Raw genomic sequence first — 17,206 nt, 5'->3', positions numbered from 1 at the left:
TTGAGAGTTGTAATTATTGGTGGATCTCACGCAGGGATTGCTGCTTCGAGACACCTTAAAAGAATTAATCCAGCTACTGAGGTAATTATTATTGAGAAATCAATGAGTCTAGGATATATCGGCAGTAGTTTAAATCTCTACTTAGAGGGCGTAATTGACAGTCTGGAAGATGCTCGTTCGGTTACTCCTAGTGAGTTAGTTTCAGAACAAATCAATGTTTTAATGAATAGCGAAGTCATCCATATTGATGAAAAGAAAAAAAATATTGAATTTGTTACTTCTAATGAAGAGCAACCACAAGATTTTATTTATTACGATTATCTAATACTGGCAATGGGTTCTAGTCAATATTTATCTGAAGTTGAAATGAATGAAAAAGATTCAGTTGTTAATTTTAAAACTTTTTCTCAGTCAAAAAATGCCTTAACTACATTGACAAATGCCAAGAAGGTCGCAATTATTGGTGCGGGTTTAATTGGTTTTGAATTAGCAGAAACTCTTAGTCAATTAGACAAAGAAGTTTATCTAATTGATCGAATGAGTAATGTTTTATTTCGTTATTTTGATGAAGAAATATCTTCGGAATTGGTAAAAAAATTACCAAATAACGTGCATTTAATTTTAAATAGTAATGTAAGGGAATTAAATTTAGCAGAAAATGGCAAAAAAGCCCTTTTATTAACGAATGGACATTCTTTAACTGTTGATGAAGCAGTTTATGCCATTAATCCTCGTCCAAATGTCAAGCTTGTTGCAGATTTATTAGAAATTAATATGGATGGTACAGTTAAAACAGATGAATTTTTAGAAACTTCCAATCCATTCATTTATGCAGTGGGTGATTTAACTTCTGTTCATTTTAATCATGCAGAAGAATCTATCTACATCCCCTTAGTAACCAACGCTTATCGTACGGGGATGATTGCTGCATCAAATATTTTACGAAGGGAAAAAATTCCTTTCCCCAAAGTCCAACGTACAATTGTTAGTGAGTTATTTGATAGCTATTTGGCTAGTTGTGGAATTAATGAAGAAGAGGCTCCTTATTATGGCTTTGAAGTCGCTTCGGTCACTAAACGTTATCAACAACAAGCAATGTTTAATAAAGAGCAGTTTGATTTGTTATTAAAATTGGTATTTGATAAAGAAACTAAGCAACTGATGGGCGCTCAATTGATGACTAATAACGAGAGAGCATTGGAAATTATTAATACCCTTTCAGTTTTGATTACTACAGAAACAACATTACATCAGCTAGTAACAATGGATTTTTATTTTAATCCAAAATTGTCAATGCCTTTACATTTTTTAAATGATCTTGCTATGGAAGCTGTCATTTTACAAGAGGAGTGAAAAGATGGATTACACTAAAATAAATTCAGAAGTAGTTGACGGCTGGGTAGCCGCGGGCTGGCAATGGGGTCAACCGATTTCTCAGAAAGAATACATTCAAGCTAAACAAGGGGACTTTCAACTAGTTCTAACTCCGACAAAACCGATTCCGTCTCACTGGTATCCCGAAAATTTAAAAGAATTGAAAGTTTTGGGACTGGCTGCTGGTGGTGGACAACAGATGCCAATTCTTTGTGCCTTAGGGGCTAATTGCACTGTACTTGATTACTCAAGCAAACAATTAGAACAAGAAAAAATGGTAGCTGAAAGGGAAGGGTATCAGATTGAAATCATTAAAGGTGATATGACGAAAAAGCTTCCTTTTGATGATGAAAGCTTTGACTTAATTATTCATCCAGTTTCTAATTGTTACGTGGAGGAAGTTCAACCAATCTGGCAAGAATGTTATCGTGTCTTAAAGAAAAATGGACGTTTGTTATCAGGATTGGATAATGGGTTTAATTATGTTGTAGATGAGACTCAACAAAAAATTGTCCAAGCTCTTCCTTACAATCCGATTAAAAATCCGTCTTTACTTCTTAATCAAGATATTTCAGAATCAGGTGTCCAATTTTCTCATACCTTAGAAGAACAAATTAGGGGACAACTGCAAGCAGGCTTTCAATTAGTTGATTTATACGAAGATACGAACGGAAGTGGTTTTCTACATGAGATGAACATCCCGAGTTTCTGGGCGACTTATACAATAAAATGAACATAAATGAGTGAAAAGAAATGCTGATTTCAGCAATTCTTTTCATTTTTTGTTAAAAAAAGATTGTAATTTTCTTTATTTTCTAATAAACTAATATACGAGAATGAGAATCGTTCTCAACTACATGGATTGTGTAGTGAAGTATTTAGAAGAAAAGGAAATTATTTTTACTTTATCATATATTTTACAGAGTTTAGTTGAAAATCTTAGTAGCGCGCAAAAACAACTCTTGTTTTCACTTCGATTGATTATTCTCACAAAAGTAAAATAGGCATAAGTAAAATTTTACATTTTCGTTATAAAACTTCATCTTTCAAGGTGTTTTTATTATGGAAAGGATGTATAAATTATGAAGAAAAATCTTTTTATTAAATTATTTAGTCTTATGACTCTTTTAACTTTAGCAGCTTGTTCAAATGATATTGCTAGTCAGGAATCAACTGGGAAAACACAACAAACAGAACAGACTTCAGACGGTGCTTCTACTGAAACAGTTGCAATTACGGATGCTAATGGCACAATTAATGTACCTGTGAATCCTAAAAATGTAGTTGCTTTAGATAGTCGAACTTTTGAAACATTAGAAGATTGGGGTATTGAATTAGCCGCTGTTCCTAAAGGAGTAATGCCTGCAGATTCAGATTATGTCAATGATGATGCTGTTCAAGATATTGGAAATCATCGTGAGCCTAATTTAGAACTTTTAGCTGCAGCTGATCCAGAAGTGGTTATCGTCGGACAACGTTTTGGTGATTACTATGAAGAAATCAAAGCACTTGTACCAAATGCAGTAGTGATTGACTTGAACTTTGATGTTTCTGAAGAAGCAGCAACTCCTGGCGAAAACTTGATTAATGGCTTAAAAAATTCTACAATTAGTTTAGGTAAAATTTTCGATAAAAATGCCGAAGCAGAAGCTTTAACTGCTGAATTAGATCAAAAAGTAGCTGATGCTAAAGCAGCTTATAATGGAACTGATACTGTAATGAGTGTCAATGTCTCAGCTGGGAATATTGGCTTTGCAGCACCACACTATGGACGTGTTTGGGGTCCATTATATGAAGTTCTTGATTGGACACCTGCTTTAGAAGTAGAGAAAACATCTTCTGACCATGAAGGAGACGAAATTTCAGTTGAAGCAATTGCTCAAAGTAATCCTGATTGGATTATGGTTTTAGATAGAGATGCTGCAATTGGTAGTGGGGATGAATCTGTTCCTGCGAAAGATGTAATTGAAGGATCACCAGCATTACAAGAGACAACAGCAATTACTTCTAATCAAGTAGTCTATGCTCCAGCAGATACTTATACAAATGAATCAATCGAAACTTTTATTGAATTGTTTGATATTATTGCTACAGCTTTTACAGAATAAGCTACTAACTGTTTTAAATAAATTCAATTGAACTAGGGGTTAAAACCATTGTCAAAATACAAGCAAACAAGGGTTGAGAGTACTTCTCAACCCCAGCTTTATACAAGAAAAAAAATATGTACAAGAGCTTTTGTCATTGCTCTAATCATTGTAATAGCCTTAGCTGTTACTTCGCTTTTTACAGGGGTGTATGACTTAAAAGGACAAGAAAATGGCATCAATATGTTCTTTATCACTCGTGTGCCAAGAACGGCAGCTTTGATGTTAACTGGAGCAGCAATGTCAATGGCTGGATTGGTCATGCAATTGATTACGCAAAATCGTTTTGTAGAACCCACAACTACCGGTACCATTGAATGGTCTGGTTTGGGTTTACTTACGGTTTATTTGTTGTTTCCTTCACCTAGTTTAGTGTTAAGAATGACTGGTGCGATTGTCTTTTCTTTTGTGGGAACCATGATTTTCTTCTTGTTTTTGAGAAGAGTTGAGCTCCGTTCATCTTTAATCGTTCCAATTATTGGTATGATGCTTCGTGCCGTAATCTCATCTGTGTCTACTTTTATAGGGTTATTATTCCAAATGACTCAAAATATTCAGAATTGGTATGTGGGATCATTTGCGCCTGTTCAAATTGGACGTTACGAGTATTTATGGTTAATTATAGGTATTACTGTACTGATTTTTTTATACGCAGATCGTTTAACTTTAGCTGGGTTAGGGGAGGACTTTGTCACTAATCTAGGAGAAAACTATAATCTGATTGTTTTAATCGGAACTTTGTTGATTTCACTGGCAGTTGGAATTGTTGCGGCAGTCATCGGTAACTTACCGTTCTTAGGATTAATTGTTCCCAATATTGTTTCAATTTTTAGGGGAGATGATTTAAGAAGTAACTTGCCATGGATTTGTCTAGTGGGTATGGGAGTGGTTATGGCTTGCGATATCCTTTCTCGAACATTAATCATGCCTTTTGAAGTGCCAGTTTCTCTAATACTAGGTACAGTAGGAGCTTTGGTGTTTATTATCATCTTATTGAGCCAACGGAAATCGAGGAGACTGTGATGATTAAAAAAGATAAACACTCAACTAGACTTTCAAAACCCTTTCGATCACCTAAAGAAGCCCGACGTTACTGGACATTATTAATTTTTTTATTTGTATTAGGAGCGCTATCTACCTATGGATTACTGGTCTACAATAACCCGATACCTGTGGATTCTCCATCTTTTTTACCTGTTGTCAGAAGACGATTAATAGCGATTATTGCGATGATTATTGCTGCAATTTGCCAAAGTTTGAGTACGATTGCTTTCCAATCAATTACAAATAATCGCATTATTACGCCTTCAATTTTAGGATTTGAATCACTCTATTCAACCATTCAAACAAGTATGATTTATTTCTTTGGGGTTAATACGTTAATTAGTTTTAAAGGAACAGCTGCTTTTTTTATTCAAGTGATTGCGATGGTCTTATTAAGCTTATTATTGTACGGCTGGTTACTATCTGGAAAATATTCCAGTATTCAATTTATGCTATTGATTGGAATTGTAATTGGAACTGGCTTAGGTTCCTTATCTAGTTTTATGAGGAGGATGTTAAGTCCTTCAGAATTTGACGTTCTACAAGCTCGATTATTTGGTTCCGTGAACAATGCCGATGCAGACTATTTTCCAATCGTGATTCCATTAGTGATCATTATCGCTTTATTATTAATTTTTTCAGCTAAGAAGCTAAATGTTCTTTCTTTAGGGAAAGACGTTGCGATGACATTTGGATTGAATTATCGAAGGAATATGATTTATGTATTAATTTTAGTTTCTATTTTAATGTCAATTTCTACAGCTTTAGTAGGACCAATGACATTTTTTGGCTTTTTAGTAGCCACTTTAGCGTATCAAGCAGCACCTACTTACGACCATCGTTATGTATTTCCGATGGCTTTGGCTATTGGATTCATAATCATGACCAGTGCCTATTTCTTTATGTATCATGTCTTCAACGCACAAGGTGTCGTATCAGTGATTATTGAGTTGTTTGGTGGTTTAATTTTTCTAACAGTGATATTAAGGAAGAGGATTTTATGATAAAAATTAGTAATGTAAAAAAATCATATACAGAAGATGTCAATGTTGGACCTTTAAATATTGATATTCCTAATGCTGGAGTCACTTCTTTAATCGGACCAAATGGAGCAGGGAAGTCTACCACACTGCTAATGATTGGTCGCTTGTTGAACATGGATCAGGGACAAATTGAAGTAGCAAATATGGATGTTTCAAAATCAAACTCTAAGGATCTAGCAAAGGTATTGACGATTTTAAGACAAGAAAATCATTTTGTGACTCGTCTGACTGTTAGACAGCTCGTTGGTTTTGGACGTTTTCCTTACAGCAAGGGCAGACTGAATAAACAAGACGAAGAAATCATTTCAAAATACATTGATTTTTTAGGTCTGACTAATTTAGAAAATCGCTATCTGGATGAATTATCAGGTGGTCAACGGCAAATGGCTTATGTAGCTATGGTTTTATGTCAAGAAACCGAATACGTCTTATTAGATGAACCGCTAAATAATTTGGATGTGGCTCGTTCCGTTCAAATGATGAAACATTTAAGAAAAGCTGCCGATGAATTTGGCCGAACTATTTTAATGGTCATGCATGATATCAATTTTGCTGCGAAATATTCTGATCGGATTTGTGCGATGAAGGATGGGAACATTCAAGCCTTTGGAACAGTCGAAGAAGTGATGGATTCCGAATTATTAACTTCAATATTTAATACAAATATTGAAGTTATCAAAGGCCCTTATGGACCAATTGCTATCTATTGATAAAAAGACTCGGTGAGAATACTCACCGAGTTTTTTTATCGTGAAACATATAGTTCCATGTCTAAGATTTCCATGTTATAAACTTCTGGTTTTTCAGTAAGTTCGATTAAGTCTTTTGGTGTAGAGATAAAATACACCGCATGAATTTTCAATCCATTGTTTTCTACATAATTTTTTGCCTCTTCAAAAATACTTTTTCCGTATCGTGATGGCTGATGTTCCACTTGATCTTCAAAGTGGTCAATACTATATTGCAACATTGATTGGAAATGTTGTTCGTAATCAACTTCACCACGAGTATAAAGGAAAGCGCTAGGAAATAGTTCAGGATATGTTTCGTTAAGTTCCATATTGTAGTCTCGATTTTCTATTCCCATAGAACTATTAAATAATGAATAAAAACCAAATTGTGGCATTCGGCTATTTTCAGCAATTGGTTGATCAACTTCTACGGCAAAATATTTTTTTTGAATTTGCTGATCTTCAATCGAATCAAATAGCTGGTTAATTTCTTCCATCGTCATACTTTTTTTAAAAGAAGCAACGGAGAAGAGATTAGTGCTTTGTTGTGGCATCTCTTTTGCAGCAGTCAATACTTTTTCTTTCATTGCTATTTCGGAGCGTTCTTGCATTCTTTGAGTATCCAAATCTTCATGTTCCATATAACGTAGCGCAGGAATTATACTATAGTAGTGGTCATTTTCATAAGCAATTACATGCCCTCGTTTAAATTGATAGGTTTCAAGTTCTGGATCCTTCCAAGAATCACGTTTTGAGAAGGTCAACCCGAATCTATTCTTGACTTGATAAGAGGCAAAGCCTACCTTTTCAATGGATGTACTTGCAATTGAGCGAATTGGATTTGTTAATTGCACTTGAATATCACGCATAATTTGATGTTCTGATAAAACACTCTCTTCCGATGTAATTGTCGGATCATAATAAAACTTCTCCAAAATAGGGCGACCAATGAAAAAACCTAATCCTACCACCAATAAAATACTCAGAAAAACTTTTAATCCCAAATTGAAAAATTTGCGGTTGTAGTTTTTCTTTAATTTTTTTGAATCTATTTCATCGGTAGGAAAATCCCTTACATCTTCTTTTTCAAAATACATGTCTTGCAGTAGTGAAAATTCTGCTAATTTTTCTTCTACTTGCTTGTTTTCTTCGTCAGTCGTTAATCCTGCTTGATATTTTTCTAATAGTTTTTTAAATGATTCTGTCATGGGGAATAACCTCCTTTAATTGTTTTCTCCCGCGGTATAACATCGTTCGGACTTGTCCTGTAGTAAATTGTAAGCAATCAGCAATTTCCTTAGTTGACCAATTTAAAAAGTAAAAGAAGAGAATAACTTCTTTATATGGAAAATCTAATTGTTCAATTGCTAGGTATAAAAACTGATATTTCTCATTTTTTAAGTAAATTGATTCTGGAGTTTCAATATCTTTAGTTTTAGTTTTTTCAATCGGTTGCCAAAACCAACGCTTGCAAAAACGAGTTTGGTCAATAAACCGATTTTTAATGACTCGAAAAAGCCAATATTTAATTTGAGAGGGTAGTGGGTCTTGCAATGCTAACTGGAAAAAAGCATCACTAACCAAACTTTCTGCATCGCTTTTGTTTTTAGTTAAAGAAAAAGCGTAGAAATAGAGTTCTTTGGCATAGAGCCGATAAAGTTCGTCTAATTCATCCTTCACATTTTCTCCTCCTTTCACTTAATAAACGATGCAAGTTGATATATGTCACAATAAAATTAAATTAATTATATCATTGATTTCTTTATTGCTTTTTTCATAGATACATTTGTAAAGTATCTTGTTGTTCCTGATAAACTATGTTATGCTCTAAAAAAAAGAGAGAGAAGGTGAGTCCTATGATGAAATTAAATAACCAACCGAAGTTATTCAACAGCCGTTTCTCATACTCACTTTTAGACACTTATTAAAGTTGTTTTCTTTAAAATGCTTGGGTAAATTATGAAACTATCTGGTCTGTGAATAGCGGGTCAGATAGTTTTTTTGTATTTAACAAACATTTTGGAGGAAAATAAATGAATACACACGAGATAACAAATGAAAAAGGTCGGGTCATTGTAGCCTATGGCAAGTATTACCGACTACTAGTGGAACAAGAGGAAATCATTGCGGAGCTTAGCGGAAACTTTCGTTATGAAAATCAAGAGACTGGCGATCTACCCGCCGTTGGAGATTGGGTTTGGTTTCAAAGAAGTGATACTCAGCATGGCATTATCCATAAAATTGAAGAACGAACAGCTAAATTTTCGAGAAAAATTGCCGGAAACCGCTCGGATGAACAAATCATCGCTACTAATATTGATTGGCTATTTATTGTTAGTAGCATGAACCATGATTTTAACCTAAGAAGGATAGAGCGATATTTTGTTGCTGCTGAGGAAAGTGGCGTAGTTCCTGTAGTTGTCTTAACAAAGTCTGATCAATGCGAGAATCCTGATTTGTTTTTAGTGCCCTTGTACGAACTGACGACTGAGATTATTGTGATTGGATTTGGAGAAGATGAGGGTTTAAACAAGATTTTTCAGAAATTGATGAAAGGGGAGACGGGTGCTTTTGTGGGTTCTTCAGGTGTAGGGAAATCAACTTTAATTAATCGCCTTTTAGGAAAGAAGCACTTGGATGTCTCTGATATACGAGAAGATGATAGTAAAGGTAGACACACGACAACCCATCGTGAATTGATTGCTTTGCCTTCTGGTGGTTATGTAATTGATACTCCAGGCATGAGAGAGTTTCAAGTCTTCCAGGAAACCGATGAATTAGACACCGTCTTTAAAGAAATTGCTGAATTAGCAAAAGAGTGTCGTTTCAGAGATTGTTCCCATGGCCCAGAAATTGGATGCGCTGTTCAAGAAGCACTAGAAACAGGAAAACTTTCTAAAGAACGCTATCATAATTATTTAAAAATCCAACGTGAAATTGCCTATCAAGAAAGAAGAGTCCAACAAAAAGAACGAATTGGCAATAAAAGAAAGAGGAGATAAAATGAACGAATTAGAAAAATTATTAGCCTATCTACCTACAAATTCAGAGCTAAAAAGACGCATTTTTAAAGACTCGACATTTATCTTAAAACATCGAGAAAAAGAAGAATTGGTTGGTGTTACTGTCTACTGGGTAAATGATTGGCATCCTTACAGTTTAAATTTTGCTAGCTACTTTTTACCAAAAATGTCAAATCATCAAATTTATATGGAGGCTCTGAATGATATCAAGCAAGTAGCTGTTGATCAAAATTTTTCCTGCTTAATAACTAGAGAGTATAGCCCTCATCATAATTTCAATCAATGGTTACTATCACAAGGCTTTCAGTGTGTCCGACAAACAGTCGAACCAGAATTACGCTTGGAAGATATTCATCTAGAACCTAGCTCATTAAAAGTTGACTATAAAACTTTTAATGAAGTAAAAAATGATAGTCAACTACTAAATAAACTTGCTAAAAATAGTTTTGACTATTATGAAAAATCCCATCAAATAAATCCTGTTGGTAAAAATGTATTTGATGACTGGAAAATGCTTATTCAAGATTTTGCAATCGATGATTTACCTATTTTAAGTCTTAAAAATGATGAAATTGTTAGTTATTGTTTTGCCTTTGAAGAAGATGCCAGTACCTTATCTTTAGCATGGATGTGGGGGGAAGAAAATTATTTAATGGATTTGTTTTCAAAAATATGTTCAGTTCTCCCACAACGTTTTGAACGATTGACTGGCGAATTTGATACAACCGATTCATGTGCAATATCTTTTTACCATAGCTTACCTTTTGAACCTACATTTGTTTACGAAACATTAAAGTCTGATATTGGAGAGTAGAGAGATGTTTGAAAAACTATATCAACGATTTTTGTTCGCATCAGATTCTTTAAAAGCCAAAAAAATGGGTCATTATATGCGCAATCAGTTTGAGTTTTTAGGTATTCCAACACCTAAACGAAGAGTTCTAACCAAAGCATTTTTAAAAAGTTTGACATCGGCTAACGAAATCGATTGGGATTTTATTCAGTCTTGTTGGGACAATCCCTATCGAGAATTTCAATATGTAGCGATTGATTATTTAGCTACTTTGCGTAAACAGTTGACTCCTAACGATATCAATAAGTTAAAAAAATTAGCTCAGACAAAACCTTGGTGGGATACTATTGATGGAATAGATAAGCTAATGGGAGAAATCGCCTTTAATTTTCCTGAAGTGAAAGAAATTCTCGTATCTTGGAGTGTAGATGAAGATTTTTGGTTAAGAAGAATTGCGATTGATCACCAATTGTTACGTAAAGAAACGACGGATATTGATTTATTAGAACGAATTTTACAAAATAATTTAAATCAAAAAGAGTTTTTTATTAATAAAGCAATTGGTTGGAGCTTAAGGGATTTTTCCAAAACGAATCCTGAATGGGTGAGAATATTTATTGAAGAGAATAAAGCCGGACTTTCGGCCTTAAGTATTCGAGAAGCAAGTAAATATCTATAAATATAGAGTTTATAGTTGCATTTAGTTTGTATAAGTGTTACCTTAGTAAAGTAATACTTTTTGATATGTGATTAAAATATGTTTATCTTTAAAGAAATTGATACGCACTTCTTTTTACACTTCACTTTTTATTACAAATAAACACATTGAATGTGTAATTTGGAGGTACGTTATGAATAACGGTACAGTAAAATGGTTTAACGCTGATAAAGGATTTGGCTTTATCACAGCAGAAGATGGAACTGATGTGTTTGCACACTTTTCAGCTATCCAAACTGATGGTTTCAAAACATTAGAAGAAGGTCAAGCAGTGACTTTTGATATCGAAGAAGGCCAACGTGGTTTACAAGCGACTAACATCGTTAAAGGTTAATAACTAGTAAACTCTAAGCAACTATCCAATTTGGATGGTTGCTTTTTTTATATTTTTCATCTACGACTTAAGATGTATTTTTTTTTCTTTTTAATTTTTACTTTACCTGTCGTAGTAATTGACCTATAATTATTACGACAGATGGAGTAATTTTAGGAGGGAGCTAATGATTACAAGTGATGGTATTCGCGGATATAATGATGTAATCATTTTATCCATTTTAAAAGAGCGAGATTCTTACGGTTACGAAATTTCTAAACAGATTCGATTAAAAACAGACGAGCTATATGTTATCAAAGAAACAACCTTATACTCAGCCTTTACTCGATTAGGGAAACAAGAATTGATAGAAGCTTATCCAGGAGAACTTACTCATGGTAAAAAAAGAACCTATTATCGTATTACCGTAAAAGGAAGAGAATTTCTTGAAATGAAAAAGAAAGAGTGGGAACAGACTAAGTTTGTAGTAGATGAATTTTTAAAAGGGGGAACTAAAAATGAAAACCATTAAAGATTATTTGGACAGTTTATTTTTAACCGTGCCAATTACACCAGAAACTAGCAAAGCCAAAGAAGACTTACTAGCAATTATGGAAGACCATTATCATGAATTAATTGCAGAAGGAAAAAGTGAACATGAAGCAATTGGTGCCGTAATCAGCGAATTCGGTTCAATTGATGAAATTCTAGCTGAATTGGAAGTTGAGGCAGAGAAACCTCAATATGAAGAGGAGGATTATGATGGAATTGATTTAGAAGAGGCTTTTGATTTTTGGGGAACAACAAGAAGATTTGCTTTTGAACTTTCTTTAGGAATTTTTCTGATTAGTTTAGCATTTGCTGCTATTATGTTTGCAGATAATGGGGTGTATGGAGGTCCATTTTTTCCATTGGCTATCTTTTTCTTTTTTGTAATTGCTGCATCTGGTACCGGATTTATTATCTCAGGTTCTATGAAATACGTTGCTGCCAAAAAATTATTAGAAGATCGACCTCTTAGCACTGAAGTGACTGAAGAAGCGAAAGAACAAGCTTTAAATTATGAAAAGAGTTTTCGTGTTGGATTAATTAGTGGAATTGGTTTGGCTGTATTAGCTATTCCTTTATTAATTTTCTTTGCCACATATTTTAATGCTGATTTATTTGGCGTAAGTGTCTTTTTCGGAACTGCAGGTGTAGGTGCATTCTTGATTGTCTATTCAAGTATCATTCGTAACGGCTTTTTAAAATTTGCCGCTGGGCAGTATTTTGTTTCAGACTCTGACAATCCTGGTCCACGAGCTACTCGCTCTGAATACGGACAGGTTGCTCCATTTATTATTTTATTGAGGAATGTTTACTGGCCAGCGGTAGTGGTTATCTATCTTCTTTGGTCTAATATTACTCATTCGTGGCACTTTAGTTGGATAATTTTTGTTGTAGCCGGATCTATTTATACACTACTTATTGAAATGCTCAAACAAAAAAAATAGTAAAAAGTTGTGGTCAATCAACCACAACTTTTTATTTTATATACATTCAATTGAGAATCGAAGGAAGTAATTGAGAATGAAGTTAGTATCAATGGGATAAAATTCAATTTATAACAATTGAAATCCCTCTCACAACTTTACTTTTGTTTATTAAACAAATCATTGATATATCAACAAAAAAATCATATATATCAGTATTTTATTTCACAAACGAAATTTATTTTATTAATTTAGGCAAAACCATTGACCTTGTTTCTGACTTTCTATATAGTTATTGATAGAGATTATTCTCAAATAATTATTCTAATTGGAGGACGTAATATGTCATTAATCGGAAAAGAAATTGTTGAATTTAAAGCAAATGCTTATCACAAAGGTGAATTTATCGAGGTTTCATCAGAAGATTTTAAAGGAAAATGGAGCATTGTCTGCTTCTATCCAGCAGATTTCACTTTTGTTTGTCCAACAGAGCTAGAAGATTTACAAGAACAATATGCAACATTACAAGGTTTAGGTGTTGAAGTTTATTCTGTTTCTACAGATACTCACTTCACTCATAAAGCTTGGCATGATCATTCAGATGCAATTGGTAAAATCGAATATATCATGATTGGCGATCCATCTCATGTTATCTCTGAAGGTTTTGAAGTTCTAGATGCTGAAGGTTTAGCACAACGCGGAACTTTCATCATTGATCCTGATGGTATTGTTCAAACAGTAGAAATTAACGCTGACGGTATTGGCCGTGACGCTAGTACTTTGGTAGATAAAATCCGTGCAGCTCAATATGTACGCACACATCCAGGTGAAGTATGTCCTGCTAAATGGAAAGAAGGAGCAGAAACATTAAAACCTAGCTTAGACTTAGTAGGTAAAATTTAAGGAGGCTATCATGGCATTAGATAATGAAATCAAAGGCCAATTGGCTCAATACCTTGAATTACTAGAGTCTGACATCGTTTTTCATGCTAGTTTAGGTTCTGATGATAATTCAACGAAGATTCGTGAGTTTTTAGAAGAAATCACTGAAATGTCTGCAAAATTATCAATTAATGAAACAAGTCTTTCACGTACACCTGCCTTTGCTTTAGCTCAACCTGGTCAAGAACCACGTGTAGAGTTTGCTGGTCTACCTTTAGGACATGAATTCACATCATTTATTTTAGCTTTGTTACAAGTAGCTGGTCGCGCACCAAAAGTAGACGAAGCAGTAGCAAAACGAATTAAAGCGATTGATAAACCACTACATTTCGAAACATATGTAAGTTTAACGTGTCATAACTGCCCTGATGTAGTTCAAGCATTAAATATTATGTCTGTATTAAATTCAAATATCTCTCACACAATGGTTGAAGGTGGTATGTTCCAAGAAGAAGTTGAAACCAAGAAAATTATGGCCGTTCCAACTGTGCTTTTAGGAGAAGAAGAATTTGCTAGTGGTCGTATGACAATTGAACAATTAGTAGAATTAGCTGCTGGTCCAACAAGTGCAGATGAATTCGCTGATAAAGATGTTTTTGATGTATTGGTTGTCGGTGGTGGTCCTGCTGGTAACAGTGCGGCAATTTATGCAGCACGTAAAGGAATCAACACTGGTATGGTTGTTGAAACTTACGGTGGACAAGTAATGGATACTGTAGGTATCGAAAATATGATTGGTACAACTTATACAGAAGGTCCTCGTTTGATGGCTCAAGTAGAAGAACATGTGAATCAATATGAAGTCGATATTATGAAAAACCAACGTGCAAAATCAATTCGTAAAAATGATTTGATCGAAGTAGAACTTGAAAATGGTGCAGTTCTTAAAACAAAATCCGCTATTCTTTCAGTAGGTGCTGCTTGGAGAAACGTTAACGTACCGGGTGAAGAAGAATTCCGTACAAAAGGCGTAACTAATTGTCCTCACTGTGATGGTCCATTGTTTACAGGTAAAGATGTAGCAGTTATTGGTGGCGGTAACTCTGGTATTGAAGCAGCGATTGATTTAGCTGGTTTAGCAAAACATGTTTATGTTCTTGAGTTCTTACCAGAATTAAAAGCCGACCAAGTACTACAAGACCGTGTGGCATCATTACCAAACGTGACAGTTCTTAAAAATGTAGCAACAAAAGAAATCACTGGTACTGATCAAGTTAATGGTATTTCTTATACTGATCGTGAAACAAATGAAGAGCATCATATTGCTTTAGAAGGTGTTTTCGTACAAATCGGTTTAGTACCAAATACTGCTTGGTTGCGTGATTCAGACGTGGCATTAAATGAACGTGGTGAAATTATCATTGATAATCACGGAATGACTAGTTTAGAAGGCGTGTTTGCTGCAGGTGACTGTACAGACAGTGCTTACAAACAAATCATTATCTCAATGGGTGCTGGAGCAACAGCTGCTTTAGGCGCATTCGATCACTTGATTCGTCAATAATTAATAAAGGAATTACAACTCAATAGTTGTAGTTCCTTTTTTCTTATCAAGAGATGGAATCAAACAGACATAACCAAACCTTTAGTTAATCATAATCGACTTGCAAAAGTTGCTTTATTTTTTGTGTTATACTGGACAGAAAAAGAACAAGGAGTGTCTATGAAAAAAAGAATTTTTTGGGGAATCCTCGCAATTTTACTTTCTGCTTTTGTAGGTATCCTCATTCAAAATTTTAGTGGCAGCTTATACAATGAAACTCTTGTCAAAGTTGATACCATAGAGTTTCAAGAAAACCAACAAATTCTTAATGGGACCTATCTAAATGGTGAAGAGAAAGGGCAAAAAATCGCTTTAAATGTGGATTTCCAAAACAATGAAGCCGTACAACCACGGTTTAAAAAGGGAAATCAAGTGTTTATTGCTAATGGTCAGGTGGTTGAGAAAAAAAGAGATGGTTTTGTTGTTTTCTTACTTGCGTTGCTTTTGTCTTCTTTACTGTTGATTGGTGGAAAAATTGGTTTTACAACTTTTATCAGTGTAATTCTCAATAGTATAGGATTATACGGCATGGTATGGATCTATCGTCAAAACCCACAATTTCAGTTAGTGCCAATCACGATGATCTATATGATCTTCGCAACTGGTATTACTCTATTTTTAATTGATGGTATTCAAAAAAACAGTCTTCAAAAATTTTTAGCAACAATTGTTACGATTCTTCTTGCGTATTTTATTTGTTTTATAGTGATGTTGATTGGAAATGATCGTGGTTTACGTTTTGAAGATATGGGGATATTAACTCGACCCTATCGTTCTATTTTCTTATCCAGTTTATTGATTGGAGCAATTGGAGCAACGTTAGATACCGTTGTGACAGTTATTTCTACTTTAGAAGAAATTGAGTTACAAAATAAACAAATCACACTCAATCAACTATTGGAATCGGGAAGAAGGGTAGGAGAAGATATTAGTGGCACAATGATTAATGTCTTGGTCTGTTCTTATCTTAGTAGCAGTATTCCGTTGTTTTTGCTTTATTTATTTAATGGTTGGTCGTTTTTTCACTCAGCCAATATGTTATTATCTTTAGAATTGGTACGGATTCTCTGTGGAGGATTTGGTATTTTGTTTTCGGTTCCCGTATCATTAGGCTTCTTTTATTTGAGGAGGAGAAAACAATGAATGTGCTCTCAATACTTTTACTGATTTTTATTTTAACGATGATTTTGATTATCGGAAAAAATTCCTTCTATGTACTGAGTGGACTATTTATTAATTTTGTGTTGTTTTTACTGTTAATTTATCTTTTGAATCTCGGGTTTTCTGTTTATTTAATGACATTATTGTATATCTTAGCGAATAGTTTAGTAACATTGGCTTATGTGAATGGCTGGAACTTAAAAACAAAATTAGCTTTTTATAGCATGTTGCTTTTTTTGTTTATTTTAGGTGTTTTTTTCATCCCACTGATACAAGAGATAGCACTTTATGGTTTCTCTTCCCATGAACTTGAAGAACTTTCTGTAATGGATTTGAATTTACCCATCCATTTTTCAGAGTTAAGTGTTTCTGTTTTATTTATTGGTGTTTCAGGAGCATTAGTGGATGGCAGTATGTCGATTGCCAGTGCGACGACGGAAATTTACGCTCGCAAAAAGAAGCTATTAACTTTTAGTCAACTGTTTGAATCAAGTATGACTGTGGTGAAAAATATCTTAAATTCGACCATTAATACTTTACTCTTTGCATTTATTAGTGGAAGTTTGACACTTATTTTTTGGTATCAAGATTTAGCAATTTCTTGGAGTATGATTGTTAATTCTAAAGCGTTCGTAGCAGAACTAGTCATTATTTTATTGTCTGGGATTGGTGTGGCTTTTATTTTGCCTTTTACTAGTTTGATAACTTGTTTTTATTTATTAAAATCTAAGAAAAGTTTTCTTTAAACAAGGTTAAAAACAGCCGATTAGAGAAGGAGTAATGCAAATAGAATATTTTTCACCGAAGTTTCTTGATTTGTTTTCTGTAATTAACATTGGATTTTTCTTGAAAGTTTTGCTATAATAAAACTAAATTCAGATAAATATTAAACAATGGTTGAG

The 17,206-nt window shown here is 34.0% G+C and carries 18 protein-coding genes and 1 other annotated feature (1 of these 19 running past the window's edge); of the genes, 16 read left to right on the top strand and 2 right to left on the bottom strand.

All coding sequences use genetic code 11. The features are described from left to right. The 6 genes from AC4BBX_RS02075 (at nucleotide 1) to AC4BBX_RS02050 (ending at nucleotide 6,318) form a co-directional block, all read left to right on the top strand. Entirely contained in the window at nucleotides 1-1,353 is a 1,353-nt protein-coding gene (locus AC4BBX_RS02075; protein WP_490454822.1) for an FAD-dependent oxidoreductase, read from the top strand. 4 nt (nucleotides 1,354-1,357) lie between these two features. Next, nucleotides 1,358-2,107 carry a class I SAM-dependent methyltransferase gene (locus AC4BBX_RS02070; RefSeq protein ID WP_490454821.1) on the top strand — a complete coding sequence of 250 codons (750 nt, stop codon included), beginning with the start codon at nucleotides 1,358-1,360 and terminating at the stop codon, nucleotides 2,105-2,107. Between the two features lie 349 nt (nucleotides 2,108-2,456). Beyond that, entirely contained in the window at nucleotides 2,457-3,482 is a 1,026-nt protein-coding gene (locus AC4BBX_RS02065) for a siderophore ABC transporter substrate-binding protein (RefSeq protein WP_490454820.1), read from the top strand. Between the two features lie 48 nt (nucleotides 3,483-3,530). Continuing rightward, nucleotides 3,531-4,544, top strand: coding sequence for an ABC transporter permease (locus AC4BBX_RS02060; protein ID WP_490454819.1), 1,014 nt, complete (start codon nucleotides 3,531-3,533; stop codon nucleotides 4,542-4,544). Continuing rightward, the gene (locus AC4BBX_RS02055) at nucleotides 4,544-5,569 is read left to right on the top strand and encodes an iron chelate uptake ABC transporter family permease subunit (protein WP_490454818.1); all 1,026 of its coding nucleotides are present in this window, start codon (nucleotides 4,544-4,546) and stop codon (nucleotides 5,567-5,569) included. The genes AC4BBX_RS02060 and AC4BBX_RS02055 overlap by 1 nt, the downstream gene beginning before the upstream one ends. Continuing rightward, a complete protein-coding gene (locus tag AC4BBX_RS02050; RefSeq protein ID WP_490454817.1) occupies nucleotides 5,566-6,318 on the top strand; it encodes an iron ABC transporter ATP-binding protein in 753 nt (250 codons plus the stop codon). Before AC4BBX_RS02055 ends, AC4BBX_RS02050 begins: the two co-directional genes overlap by 4 nt. A gap of 35 nt (nucleotides 6,319-6,353) precedes the next feature. Here the strand turns inward: AC4BBX_RS02050 and AC4BBX_RS02045 are convergent, their stop codons facing one another. Both AC4BBX_RS02045 and AC4BBX_RS02040 read right to left on the bottom strand, forming a co-directional pair. Then, nucleotides 6,354-7,547 (bottom strand): anti sigma factor C-terminal domain-containing protein, encoded by a 1,194-nt coding sequence (locus AC4BBX_RS02045; protein ID WP_490454816.1) that lies wholly within the window; start codon nucleotides 7,545-7,547, stop codon nucleotides 6,354-6,356. Continuing rightward, on the bottom strand, nucleotides 7,531-8,019 hold the full coding sequence (locus AC4BBX_RS02040) for an RNA polymerase sigma factor (RefSeq protein WP_490454815.1): 489 nt from the start codon (nucleotides 8,017-8,019) through the stop codon (nucleotides 7,531-7,533). Before AC4BBX_RS02040 ends, AC4BBX_RS02045 begins: the two co-directional genes overlap by 17 nt. A 353-nt stretch (nucleotides 8,020-8,372) precedes the next feature. On the opposite strand from AC4BBX_RS02040, the gene rsgA reads away from it, so the two are divergent. From rsgA to AC4BBX_RS01990, 10 genes are all read left to right on the top strand, one after another. Then, nucleotides 8,373-9,341 carry a ribosome small subunit-dependent GTPase A gene (gene rsgA, locus AC4BBX_RS02035; protein ID WP_490454814.1) on the top strand — a complete coding sequence of 323 codons (969 nt, stop codon included), beginning with the start codon at nucleotides 8,373-8,375 and terminating at the stop codon, nucleotides 9,339-9,341. A gap of 1 nt (nucleotide 9,342) precedes the next feature. Continuing rightward, nucleotides 9,343-10,176, top strand: a complete 834-nt coding sequence (locus AC4BBX_RS02030; RefSeq protein ID WP_490454813.1) for a hypothetical protein — start codon at nucleotides 9,343-9,345, stop codon at nucleotides 10,174-10,176. A gap of 4 nt (nucleotides 10,177-10,180) precedes the next feature. After that, entirely contained in the window at nucleotides 10,181-10,834 is a 654-nt protein-coding gene (locus AC4BBX_RS02025) for a DNA alkylation repair protein (RefSeq protein ID WP_490454812.1), read from the top strand. Between the two features lie 172 nt (nucleotides 10,835-11,006). Continuing rightward, nucleotides 11,007-11,207, top strand: coding sequence for a cold-shock protein (locus tag AC4BBX_RS02020; protein WP_490454811.1), 201 nt, complete (start codon nucleotides 11,007-11,009; stop codon nucleotides 11,205-11,207). A 166-nt stretch (nucleotides 11,208-11,373) separates the two neighbouring features. Next, nucleotides 11,374-11,718, top strand: a complete 345-nt coding sequence (locus AC4BBX_RS02015; protein ID WP_490454810.1) for a PadR family transcriptional regulator — start codon at nucleotides 11,374-11,376, stop codon at nucleotides 11,716-11,718. Further along, complete coding sequence (locus AC4BBX_RS02010) at nucleotides 11,705-12,679, top strand: permease prefix domain 1-containing protein (RefSeq protein WP_490454809.1); 975 nt, start codon at nucleotides 11,705-11,707, stop codon at nucleotides 12,677-12,679. The genes AC4BBX_RS02015 and AC4BBX_RS02010 overlap by 14 nt, the downstream gene beginning before the upstream one ends. Before the next feature lie 321 nt (nucleotides 12,680-13,000). Next, nucleotides 13,001-13,561, top strand: a complete 561-nt coding sequence (gene ahpC / locus AC4BBX_RS02005) for an alkyl hydroperoxide reductase subunit C (protein WP_490454808.1) — start codon at nucleotides 13,001-13,003, stop codon at nucleotides 13,559-13,561. Between the two features lie 10 nt (nucleotides 13,562-13,571). Further along, complete coding sequence (gene ahpF / locus AC4BBX_RS02000; protein ID WP_490454807.1) at nucleotides 13,572-15,104, top strand: alkyl hydroperoxide reductase subunit F; 1,533 nt, start codon at nucleotides 13,572-13,574, stop codon at nucleotides 15,102-15,104. Between the two features lie 159 nt (nucleotides 15,105-15,263). Then, entirely contained in the window at nucleotides 15,264-16,286 is a 1,023-nt protein-coding gene (locus AC4BBX_RS01995) for a YibE/F family protein (RefSeq protein ID WP_490454806.1), read from the top strand. Then, nucleotides 16,283-17,050: a YibE/F family protein gene (locus AC4BBX_RS01990; RefSeq protein WP_490454805.1), complete on the top strand. Its 768-nt coding sequence runs from the start codon at nucleotides 16,283-16,285 to the stop codon at nucleotides 17,048-17,050. The genes AC4BBX_RS01995 and AC4BBX_RS01990 overlap by 4 nt, the downstream gene beginning before the upstream one ends. Before the next feature lie 149 nt (nucleotides 17,051-17,199). Beyond that, nucleotides 17,200-17,206, top strand: a sequence feature (sodium ion sensor (DUF1646 type); this cis-regulatory element may regulate processes involved in with the transportation of sodium ions) (it continues 44 nt past the right edge of the window).

The sequence above is a fragment of the Enterococcus sp. AMC1157 genome, from assembly GCF_058216555.1.
This window is presented reverse-complemented; position numbering and strand designations above follow the sequence as displayed.